This window comes from Crocinitomix algicola (assembly GCF_001661595.2).
Taxonomy (GTDB): domain Bacteria; phylum Bacteroidota; class Bacteroidia; order Flavobacteriales_D; family Crocinitomicaceae; genus Crocinitomix; species Crocinitomix algicola.
The window spans coordinates 62,127-73,708 of record NZ_LYPF02000015.1; the positions used below are offsets into that span (position 1 = coordinate 62,127).

9 protein-coding genes and 1 tRNA gene are annotated in these 11,582 nt (G+C 37.0%); 3 read left to right on the top strand and 7 right to left on the bottom strand.

Features of this window, described 5'->3' with window-relative positions; translation table 11 throughout:
- Window positions 1-30: 30 nt before the first annotated feature.
- Both yidD and A8143_RS09200 read right to left on the bottom strand, forming a co-directional pair.
- Window positions 31-261 carry a membrane protein insertion efficiency factor YidD gene (gene yidD / locus A8143_RS09195; RefSeq protein ID WP_217494802.1) on the bottom strand — a complete coding sequence of 77 codons (231 nt, stop codon included), beginning with the start codon at window positions 259-261 and terminating at the stop codon, window positions 31-33.
- Between the two features lie 8 nt (window positions 262-269).
- On the bottom strand, window positions 270-650 hold the full coding sequence (locus A8143_RS09200; protein ID WP_070137903.1) for a hypothetical protein: 381 nt from the start codon (window positions 648-650) through the stop codon (window positions 270-272).
- Window positions 651-710: 60 nt separating this feature from the next.
- Between A8143_RS09200 and A8143_RS09205 the strand changes: the two genes are divergently transcribed.
- Both A8143_RS09205 and A8143_RS09210 read left to right on the top strand, forming a co-directional pair.
- Window positions 711-1,637: a DUF58 domain-containing protein gene (locus A8143_RS09205; protein WP_070137904.1), complete on the top strand. Its 927-nt coding sequence runs from the start codon at window positions 711-713 to the stop codon at window positions 1,635-1,637.
- Window positions 1,638-1,724: 87 nt separating this feature from the next.
- A tRNA-Asp gene (locus A8143_RS09210) sits at window positions 1,725-1,798 on the top strand.
- A 300-nt stretch (window positions 1,799-2,098) separates the two neighbouring features.
- Here A8143_RS09210 and A8143_RS09215 read toward each other — a convergent pair.
- The 5 genes from A8143_RS09215 to A8143_RS09235 form a co-directional block, all read right to left on the bottom strand.
- A complete protein-coding gene (locus tag A8143_RS09215; RefSeq protein ID WP_139134317.1) occupies window positions 2,099-2,404 on the bottom strand; it encodes a hypothetical protein in 306 nt (101 codons plus the stop codon).
- 186 nt (window positions 2,405-2,590) lie between these two features.
- Complete coding sequence (locus A8143_RS09220; RefSeq protein WP_070137906.1) at window positions 2,591-4,522, bottom strand: alkaline phosphatase D family protein; 1,932 nt, start codon at window positions 4,520-4,522, stop codon at window positions 2,591-2,593.
- Window positions 4,519-7,116, bottom strand: a complete 2,598-nt coding sequence (locus A8143_RS09225; protein WP_070137907.1) for a T9SS type A sorting domain-containing protein — start codon at window positions 7,114-7,116, stop codon at window positions 4,519-4,521. Before A8143_RS09225 ends, A8143_RS09220 begins: the two co-directional genes overlap by 4 nt.
- Before the next feature lie 113 nt (window positions 7,117-7,229).
- Complete coding sequence (locus tag A8143_RS09230) at window positions 7,230-7,916, bottom strand: LytR/AlgR family response regulator transcription factor (protein WP_070137908.1); 687 nt, start codon at window positions 7,914-7,916, stop codon at window positions 7,230-7,232.
- Entirely contained in the window at window positions 7,913-8,935 is a 1,023-nt protein-coding gene (locus A8143_RS09235; RefSeq protein WP_070137909.1) for a sensor histidine kinase, read from the bottom strand. The genes A8143_RS09230 and A8143_RS09235 overlap by 4 nt, the downstream gene beginning before the upstream one ends.
- A gap of 217 nt (window positions 8,936-9,152) precedes the next feature.
- Between A8143_RS09235 and A8143_RS09240 the strand changes: the two genes are divergently transcribed.
- Window positions 9,153-11,519: an outer membrane beta-barrel family protein gene (locus A8143_RS09240; protein WP_070137910.1), complete on the top strand. Its 2,367-nt coding sequence runs from the start codon at window positions 9,153-9,155 to the stop codon at window positions 11,517-11,519.
- The last annotated feature ends 63 nt before the right edge of the window (window positions 11,520-11,582 follow it).

Sequence of the window (11,582 nt, forward strand, 5' to 3'; positions counted from 1 at the left end):
GAGAAGAGGATCAAAAACGGTCCTCTTTTTTTATTTCTTTTTTTTAGGATTCTCGGGCACAGGATCGTGCCCATGACCACCCCAAGGATGACAGGAAGCAATGCGTTTTATCCCCATCCAACTGCCACGAATTGGCCCCCATTCTTTTATCGCAGCAATTGTATAATTACTGCAAGTAGGTGTATACCTACAGCTCGCCGGAAAAATAGGCGATATAAACCATTGATACAGTTTTACAGGGAATATAAATAGATAATTAATATACTTCATTATTTAACATATGACTGCCGCTCAACTAAGGCATACCATCCATCCTCTAATTTCAAATAACCTTGGTCATAACAGAAATGATAGCGCATACCTTTCTTCGTTTCATACACATTTGTAAAATAGGCAAAATTAAATCCTTCTTCCATTAATGTCGTTCCTAAAACCTTTGCCTTACCATGCGGGTTGAATTTAGCAAGTATTCTTCGATTTTTCCGTAGAATATTATTCACCTTACGCATATAATTCGAATTATCTCTGTTGAGTAAATTGTGCTTGATATTTCGGCAATAATCCGAACAGAAGCGTTTATCACTCCTCCCTGTTATGGGATCTCCACAATTCTCACATACTCGTTTATCGTCTTGGGTTAAATCTTTCATAATGCTCTCCTAAAGTTAAGGATTTCTATGGATTTTAGTATCTTTCCATAAAATACCATTTTGTACGGAAAAATAGACATACAAGAACTCGCTAAACTCGGAAATTTAGAATTCCTTGCCAAACAAGTGGTGGAAGGATTTATAACAGGACTACATCGTTCCCCATTTCACGGATTTTCTGTGGAATTTGCAGAACATCGGCTTTACAATGCAGGAGAATCAACAAAACATATCGATTGGAAACTCTACGCTAAAACAGATAAGCTATTTGTAAAAAGATATGAAGAAGAAACTAATTTAAGGTGTCGAATAATTCTAGACAATTCTTCATCCATGTATTTCCCTAAGTTAGACCAAGAAAAACAGTTGAATAAAATAGCGTTCAGTATTTATTCAATTGCCTCACTTATGGAAATTTTCAAAAAACAACGTGATGGAATTGGACTTACTGTTTTTAACAATAAGATAGGATTGGATACAGCGGTAAAAACTTCTCCAACCCATCAACGGATGATCTATAATGAGCTCGAGCAATTAATGGTCAGTCAAGACGAGCAGCTCAATGTTGAAACGTCTCTTGCCTCCATTCTTCACCAAGCTGCCGAAAGCAACCATAAACGATCGCTAATTATTGTCTTCTCCGATTTCTACAGTAATGAATCATTAGAAGAGCTGACAGATGCCTTTTTACATTTAAAACACAACAAACACGAGGTGCTGCTTTTTAACGTAATGGATAAATCCAAAGAAATGGAATTAAATTACCCGAATAAACCAACCACATTTATCGATCTAGAAAGTGGAGAAAAAATAAAATTACATCCTGCTGAAATCAAAAAAACTTTCCAAAAACAAGTAGAAAAAATAAAAAATGACCTTAAAATGAAATGCACTCAATTCAAGATTGATTTTGTCGAAGCCGATATAAATGAGGGAGTTGAATTCGTATTACAGCAATACTTGATCAAACGTCAAAAAATAATTTAATTTTTTTTTCATTTTTTTGCTTGTCAGAAGAAAAAATATACCTACTTTTGTCCCGCCTCTAATGAGGGGTAAGAAATTAAAAATCTTGGTCCGGTAGTTCAGTTGGTTAGAATACATGCCTGTCACGCATGGGGTCGCGGGTTCGAGTCCCGTCCGGACCGCTGATAAAAAAAGCTTCACAAAAACGTGAGGCTTTTTTTGTGCACCAAAGTTTCATAAAAATGCAATGGAAGGACAGGACGAGAAGTTTATGGATCAAGCACAAAAGTTGGGGATTAGGCATAAATTTAGTTCGTCTGAATAAGAGGAGAACAAAACCAATCCTTTTCCTCATCCCTAACCTAAAATTAATTTTCCTCAACTAAAAAAACCAGCACATGAGCATGGCTGGCTTAAAAACATTCGTGACCGCTATACTTAGCCGTCGTTATTGAAGAAAATCTAAAATTGAATCATTGTCATTATCGCTCTACGCGATAACTTACCTCATTATCTTCGTGGATTCCAGAAATAAGATAATTCCCTTCTGAACACTCCGTAAAGTCTATAACGTAACCATTTACCATTGGATCTCGTGCAATTGTCGGTTGTTCTCCTATTATTGCGCTTCCATCCAACTGAGTCACTTCCACCGATTCATGATCCATTTGAAAATCGTAAAACAGTATTTTATGTTCATACAAGGGCATGGGTTGTGGTTCGGTTTGACTATACCCGGATATACATACCCCCATCAAAAGAACTAGGGCTAAAAAGAATCGTTTCATAAGACAATATTAAAATTGTTTGTTAAGTTAATTGTAATTGGCTTTCGCACAATCTTATACTAAAGACTTAATGTAATGCGATAAAGTTGCACGATGAATGAGACTTACTTTATTCACCATAACAATCATCCAAAAAAAACGAGCAGACAATATTGCCTGCTCGTGATCAATCTACAAACCAAATAATTAATGGGCAATAACTACACGTTTACTTGTCTTTTCAATTTCGCCTTCTGCTTGCAAATGCAAAAAGTAATTCCCCTGACTTAAATGTCCCGGTAAATTAATTGTGATTTTTTGATTCCCCGCTCCCACTTCAACTGTAGTATTAAATTGAACCTTTCCGTGAGTATCCATCAGCTCAATAGTGAAGTTTTTGCTTTCATTTAATGATAATCCTATCACTAAATAATCAACAGTTGGATTAGGATAAACCCCACTTACAAAATAACTCATTTGAAGTTTTTCAACTCCCAAACCTTCGTCTTCTTCAACATAATCTAGCGGGGTATCAGGTGCCGGATTAGCTTGAATGTCTTTGCCTGCCGAAGGACTTAGCGCTTGTTGTAAATAACCTTGATTCACTAATGTAAACCACCCCTGACCTAAACTATCTCGATCTGATCTAAATTTTGTGTCAACATAATGATAGTCGGCTTGCGTTTTAAATGGCGTAACATCTAAAATAAAATAGCCGTGATTATCCAAATCAGAATAACGCAGATGCGGGTTCTCATACAGCAAAGCGTTTTGATAAGGTATAGGGGAAGTTCCTGGATTACTTTCATTTCGATTAGGTGATGCTAAACTTGGCGCTGCCAATTCCACACCAAATGTTCCCATTCCTGTTAGTGGTTGATAATAGTCTTCGTCATAAGGAAACTTGGTTAAATCAAAAGACCAAGAGCGATGAGTATCACCTGTTAAAACAACATGGTTTTTGTTCCCAGTTTCCATCATTTTATTGATCATTTTTTCGCGCTCATAAGGATATCCTGTCCAAGCGTCAACATCCGGGTCATTCTCCCCTTCTTCTGAAAGCATCACTTGATTTCCATAAATTTTCCAAGTTGCAGGTGTCTGATCTATTATATCAAACAACCATTCTCTTTGATCATCTCCCAAAATAACTCGTGTACTATCCAAAAACAATGGATCATCGGCACTGTAAGCCTGCTTATCGCGATCCTCCACACGGGTGTCTATCAAAATAATCTCTGCTAAATCTCCAACACGCACGTTACGATAAATTTGGGGTTTCCCTCCTACATATTCTGGTGTTCGAATCGGCATCCATTCCATATACGCTCGAATGGCATTTTCTTTTCTTGTAATAAAATCACCCTCCGTTTCTTCGTTGTGATTTTGCGCACCAGTTTCATAAGTATTGTTGGCAATTTCATGATCATCCCACACACAAATAAAAGGATGCTGCTGATGAGCTGCCATCAAATCTTGATCAAGCTTATAAAAATTGTGCCGTACGCGATAATCATCTAAACTGATAATTTCATGATTAGGACGATGCTCACGTCCAACCTCAGCCGTATATCCGTAATCATAAGTTGGATACTCGTACAAATAATCTCCCAAATGAATGACAGCATCTAGATCATTATGCTTAGAAATTTGCTTGTACGAATTAAAATACCCCATTTGGTAATTGCTACATGATCCTACAGCAAAACGCAAATGTTCACCATTCTCTCCTGGTAAGGTATGCGTTCGTCCCACTAAACTATTTTTCTCTAACGCGGTAAAATAATAGTAATAGGTAACATTGGGAGACAACCCTTCTACATCAATTTTTACGGTATAATCTTTCGTATAATCGGTGTGCGTTACCCCCTCAGCAACCACATAGTTAAAACTAGTGTCTGTAGCCATTACCCATTTGACTTCAATCAACGTATCGGTAGTCGGTGTAACCCTTGTCCAGATAATAACCCTATCTTGAAGTGGATCACCACTCGCAACACCGTGATAAAACGGTGCTAAATCGGCATTAAAATATTCCGGTTCTATTTCTTCACCAGGACCATGTGTGAATGATCCCTGCCCCATTAAGCCAGTAGGAATTAAATTCCATAATAAGAATACAACGATTAATCTACTCATTTTTTAATGATTTTTAAGGTTTGAATGGCGCCTTCATTTTGGATTGATAAAAAGTATAATCCAGCAGCCAGTTCACTCAAATCAAGCTGAATTGTAGTATCCGTTAGATTGGTTCCATCGGTTATTACTTGACCATTTAAATGAGACAATTGGTAAGTACTACCTGTTTGAATCCCTTTAATTGTTACCTCTCCAGCTGTTGGATTTGGATAAGCGCTCATTTCAACTGCCACTATATTCTTAATAGATGCAAAGCTCATTGATTCTGTTTCAAGAACCATCAAACGATAACCATCGTTAAATGGCGCATCTGTTGAAGAACTATTTTGAGACCCAATAGCAATCACCTTAAATGGTCCACTTGGTGCTTCTTCTCCTGCCAAATCAGAATTTGAGGAAATATATAAGCTTACAGTATCCAATGTTGCCAAATTCACGGCACCCACGGTTAAATTCGCTGGCCATGTAGCAATTGCTGGATATAGTTTCAATGAATCAGCGGTTACATATTGTGACTCTGTAACCTCTGTAGCCAACTCAATATTATCTGCAAAAAACAAGTCATTATCCATTGAAACAACCTCGATAGAATCAATAGACTCAATTCGGGTTAGCCCCTTAAACTGATTAACCTTACCCCAAACATTTAGTTCATCTCCTTCTTGTGGCGAATAACCTAGTAATTCCGTTGCACTGTAAACATTTATTCCACCATCCTCTTCTAAAAGGTAAAAATCAAATCCTCCTGTATAATTAAAATTGATGCCATGAACAATTCCATTAATCTTCACATTTGTTCCAAGTGCTTCTGCCACACCGTCCTCATCTACAGGTCTGAGACTTGCAATAGGAGTTGTCGGATACTCATAATTAATAATTCGAACTGTATCCATGATAACCTCACCTAAAAATGCATTGCTAGGGTTGGAAAGCGAAAGCACAAAATATTCATCCGATTCGAACGGCTCGCTATTTATCAATTCAAAATAAAAAAAAGCGGTATCAAACTCAGCACCTTCAGTAAAGGATACAACGGAAGACACAAGATTAACATCGGTTTCCAAATCAATCGTTCCCGCATCGTGTAAATTCACATCTACCTGACTAAGAAACTCATTCCCGTTAGCCAAAACAATAGGAACAGCAATTACACCATCTTCTTCATTTACTACTGTGGTAGGATGTTGAAATGAAACCGTTAAAATATCAGCAGTATTAATTGCAGCTATACTAAAATCATCAATTGCCAAACCATCATCATAACTACTTGAATTATAATCTGTCCACCTTACCCAAAGCGTATCATTAGGCATTAGACTTAAACTTCCTATCACACCGCTAATTTCTGTTTGGTAGACAGGCTCATTCCCATCCGTCGGTACATTAAGCGTACCGTCTTCAACAGGAGAATAAAAACTTAGTAAATCATATGCTGTAAATCCGTCAGCTCCAATACCCGAAGCGTTAATTGCAAAATCAAAATGCAATGTATCTGGCCCAGTTGCCCTTAATGGACGACCTTGACGCCACATTTCACCCGTAAAATTAATTTCTACATTCTCAATTACCTCACCTGTAGTATTGATCCACGCGGAACCATATGTTGATTTATTCAACGACCCACTTCCGATTGAACCAAGTGCTCTGTCTGTACTTACACTATCACCAAAACTATACATATTTCCTCCTGCATAATCTCCAAAAGCAACCCGATAAGTAGTATTCGCATTCGCTCCATTTTCCTCTGCGAACCATGCTGTTGGCAAAGTTTCAAAACCAAGCTCCAACCCATATTCGTTGGAAAGCGAATTAAAATCTTCTGTATAATAAGTATCAAACAAGGCTATTTCACCAAATAAAGAAATTGGTGCTTCAATTGCACTAAAAGACACCGTTAAATCATCAACAGCCAAACCATCATCGTAACTGCTCGAATTATGATCAAACCATTTTATCCATAATGTATCCGATGGAGCAATAGTCACATCAAAACTTGCCTCAATTAAAGTAAATTGACCCGGAGCATTACCATCAACGCTTTCTTGATTTCTAGGATCTCCAGGTGCCGCCGGACTTACAAAATTTAAAACGGGCAAGGGAGTATATCCTTCTGCAAAAATTTCACCTTTATTTACACCATAAAAAAAGTGCAATGTATCTTGTCCTGTACCTCTATCTGCATTACCCACACGCCACAACTCACCGCGGTAAGAGATGTTCACAGAAGAAATGGTCTCCTCTGTTTCGTTCACGAAAGGTATTCCGTAATGAACAGCATATAAAGATCCACTTCCTATACTACCCATGGCACGCTCCAAGCTATCAGGACCAAACGCATCACCGAAGCTATATAAATCTCCTCCCGCCAATTCTCCAGATTCGGCGCGATATTCTTCATTTGCATTAGAACCATATTCTTTTGCTAGCCACCCTTCAGGTAACAGTTCATAACTATTATCCAAATAAGTTGGCGAAAGTGAATTAAAATTTTGATTGTAATCAGTATCCAAATCAGTGATACTAATTTGGGCGTTTAAGGTCGATCCGCACATGGTAAGTGCAACGACAAGCGCATTTTTTAATAATCGTTTCATTTTGTAGGACTTTTTTTTGCAAAGCTAGTCTTAGAAAAAACCAACTGTTTCAAGTCCTACATGATTAGATTGTTATTTTATTTGACTGAATTGTTAATTTTATATCTTAAATCTTAATTATTTATTTCAATCGCACTAAAAAACTTGGACTTAAAGGCCCTTCCGATTGTTAACACCGTTTTATTGGATAAAACAACTTGTGTTTTTGAAACCTTTAAAATTTGATGACTATTGATCAAATAAGACTTATGAATTCGATAAAACCCCTCTTCTTCGAGTAATATTTCCCAGTTCCCTAAGGTTTCATTCGTCAGTAACTTTTTATCATTTAACAGATAAAGCTCTGTATAATCCATATCCGAATGGATATAAACAATTTCAGACGGATTAACACGCACCATTTCGTGTCCACTTTTAACAAATAGGGATTTAGATTGGTATTGATATTGCTGAACGAATTTTTCAATGGCTTGTTGAAATCTCGGGTAAGAAAAGGGCTTCACAAGATAGTCCAAAACATTCAAGTCAAAACCCTGAACAGCGTAATTGGAAAAGGCTGTAGTCAAAACTACAGCAGGTGGATTTTCCATAGTTTTCAAAAAATCAATCCCAGATTGATGAGGCAAGTGAATATCCAAAAAAAGTAAATCAATTTGCTGGTGAGGATGAGCTAAAAAAAACGCTGACGCCTTTAAAGGACTTGTAAAAACATCTATTAGTCGCAAACGGCCATCACGCTCAATATAGTTCATCAAAACGCGTTGAGCAGGTGCTTGATCCTCAAGAATTAGACAATTCATCCTTCGTTTTTGTTTAAATTAATAGCCAAAGTCACTTGATACAATCCCTCATGTTTTTTTATCATTAAACTGTGATCGTTGGGATACAATAATCGTAATCTTTTTTTTACATTCTCTAATCCTATCCCACGACTCAAACTCTTGGTATTCGTCTCTTCCGAATAGTTGTTCTCACAATAAAATGCAATATGGCCATCCTCCTCTACAATTAATTCGACCTGAATGAATACATCATCACTTTTACTTGATGCACTGTGTTTAAAAGCGTTTTCTATAAAAACCGTTAATAAAAAAGGTGCGATAGTATACATTTGACTCGCTCGATTTTCAAATTTAAATTGCACCTCTCCCCTATTTTCAAATTGTAACTTCGAAAGGTTAATAAAATTTTCAACTTGTTCAATCTCCTGTTTTAAAGGAACGTATTCCTCTCGACATTCATAAAGCATATAACGTAAAACACCTGAAAGCTCTAAAATAATCTCAGGTGTTTTTTCTGACTTTTCAAGTGCGTAGGCATATAAATTATTCAGATTATTGAATAAAAAATGGGGATTAATTTGAGACTTCAAAAATTGTAACTCACTCTCCTTGACAGCATGTTTTAATTCATCGACTTGCCGTTGCTTTTGAAAGGCATCCCAAGCAAATTTAAATCCCACCAAAATAGTTACTACTGGTAAAATGCCCAATAAATTTTCAAACACACCTGGAAAACTTTTACCCCTTGTTTCAGGAAAGTAAATTTGTTCAACAACACCTTCTTCAATTAGAATAACAATGGCCAAAAGCACTAAAAAAATCACCCCAAATAGCAAATACCTTTGCTTATAAAGAAAACGAGGTAACAACCAAAAATTAATCAAATACGCAGCAAAAACATAGTTTAGAAAAAAAACAATTTCAAATTCTTCAATTCGCGTATCCCTCCTATCAAATGCATAAAAAATAAAAACCGTGATCACCAATATTAGGTGAAACAACATTTCAAAACCTCTTTGTTTTTGTTTCTCAGTCATCACAAAACAAAATTAAAGCATTCCCTTCAACTTTTAGTAAAGAATTCGCTCATCAACCGAATTTAAATGTCAATCGACTTAAAATTGAAAATAATCGTATACAAATAACCAATTACCGGGTTAAAATTTGTCGTTTAACTCCCTAATTCTGTCGTTGACCTGCAAAAGATTTTTGCTTCATTAAATTGTCCTGATATTTGCAAAAACAACATGAATCATGCAGGCAATTATTAAATTAAGCTTCCTCTTTCTAATTGGCACATTTACAAGTCTTGGTCAAGATAATTATACCCTAACTGGAAAAGTAGCTGATGGCGCTAACGGCGATCTCATCCCTTATGCAACTGTCTTATTAAAAGAAGCAACCTCTGATGAGTTAATTACAGGAGTGACAACAAACCTAGAAGGCGAATTTTCATTAACAACTTCAAGTACCAATATCTATTTAGAAATTAAGTTCATCGGTTACCTTAACCAAACTGTTAAAACGATAGATTGGACGCAAAACAAAATCGATCTAGGAACAATTCAACTACGGCAAAACGACACGTTACTGCAAACTGTAGATGTGACTGCAGAACGTTCAACTATGGAATTTAAACTGGACAAACGTGTATTTAATGTGGGTAGCGATATTAGCAGCACAGGTATGGGAGCCATGGATGTACTAAACAATGTACCCTCTGTAAATGTTGATATTGAAGGAACAATAAGTTTACGCGGTAATACAGGGGTGCAAATTCTTATTGACGGAAAACCTTCTGTTGCGGGTGATGACCAAAGCAATGCCCTCAGCACAATTACAGCTGATATGATTGAACGGATAGAAGTCATTACCAACCCATCAGCCAAATACAATGCCGAAGGAACTTCAGGAATAATAAACATCGTATTGAAAAAAAATGAAAAAAAAGGAATCAACGGCTCCATCTCCCTAAACACAGGTTACCCTCATAACCACAGTATAGGAGGCAGTGTAAACCTACGAAGCAATAAGTTCAACTTCTTTACACAATTCGGTGCAGGCTACAGGTCAATGCCACAATACTACAGCTCTACCAATCGCAACCTCACAAGTGGCACAACAATACAAAGTGACGGTATTGGGTATCGAAACGAACAATTCTATAATATTACCTTGGGCACTGATTATTACCTTAATGACCGAAATGTCATCACGCTTTCAGGTAATTTTGCATACGAAATCGAAAAACAACCTTCCAATCTGAGATTTGACATATTGAATGAAAGTAATGAAATTGTAAGTGCCTACGAACGAATCGAAACAACAGATGCCCTGAATCCCAAATACCAATATGATCTTAATTATAAAAAAACATTCAAAAACAACGAAGAACATGAAATGATCTTCACCACTCAGGGCCGCTTTTTCGGTAAAGATCAAGCATCAAAATTCCAGCACCAATTAATTAGTGGAACGCTTGATCAATCAGGGCAAGAAATCAACACTGATTTTTACGAAGCTAACTATTCGTTCAAATTCGATTATGTAAACCCAATCTCATCAAAATTCACCATTGAATCTGGTGCGCAATACGAAATTAACGATGTGGGCAATGATTATGCAGTCTTCAACCAAATCGACGATGTTTTTATCGTCGACTCTAGTCTTACAAACAACTTCATGTACGACCAAAAAGTCTTGGGCATTTATACTACCGGCTCTTACGAAGGAGAAAAATGGGGCATCAAACTAGGTTTGCGAGCAGAAAACACCGAACTCAACACCCTGCTCACGAATACAAACGAAGGCAATTCGCAAAATTACACCAACCTCTTTCCAAGCCTCCACACTTCTTATAAAATCTCTAAAAGGTACCAACTACAAGCCGGCTACTCTCGCCGAATTTTTAGACCGAGATTATGGGATCTCAACCCTTTCTTTAACATCCGAAATGCATATAGTATCCGAACCGGAAACCCCAACCTTCTGCCTGAATTTGCGGATTCATACGAAATCACAAGTATTTTCCTCTTCGATAAATTTTCATTAAACACCAGTCTCTATTACCTCTACACGACAGATGTCGTAGAGCGTGTCTCCTACTTTCAAGACAATGTCAATATTTCAACGCCTTTAAATGTTGGCACAAGAGATAAATACGGAATTGAGTTAAACGGAAAATATACGGCTACAAAATGGTTGTCTTTGATTGGAGAAGCCAATTACGGCTATTTTAACAGAAAAGGTGAATTTGAAGGACAAAATTTCGATTTTCAAGGCGACCAATGGTCTGCAAAACTCACGAGTAAACTAAAACTGAAAGCCGACATTGATGTAGAACTAACTGGTAACTATCAATCTGCCTACAAAACAGTTCAAGGAAATGTATCCGGTTATCTCTTTGCCGACTTTGGTGTACGCAAAAAATTATGGAAAGGAAAAGCTGTTATTAACCTGGCCGTTCGCGATGTATTTGCCTCACGAATTCGTGAAACATTCGTAACACAACCTACTTTTGAATTATACAATTTCTCAAAAAGAGGACGCTTCATCACCCTTGGCTTTAGCTATAGTTTCGGAAAGGGTGAAGCCATGACATATACCGGAAGAAGAAGATAAAACTTTTTTGGCCGCGTTAACGGGCTGTCCATTGTAGTGCAGCCAATAAAAATAGCAAATCTA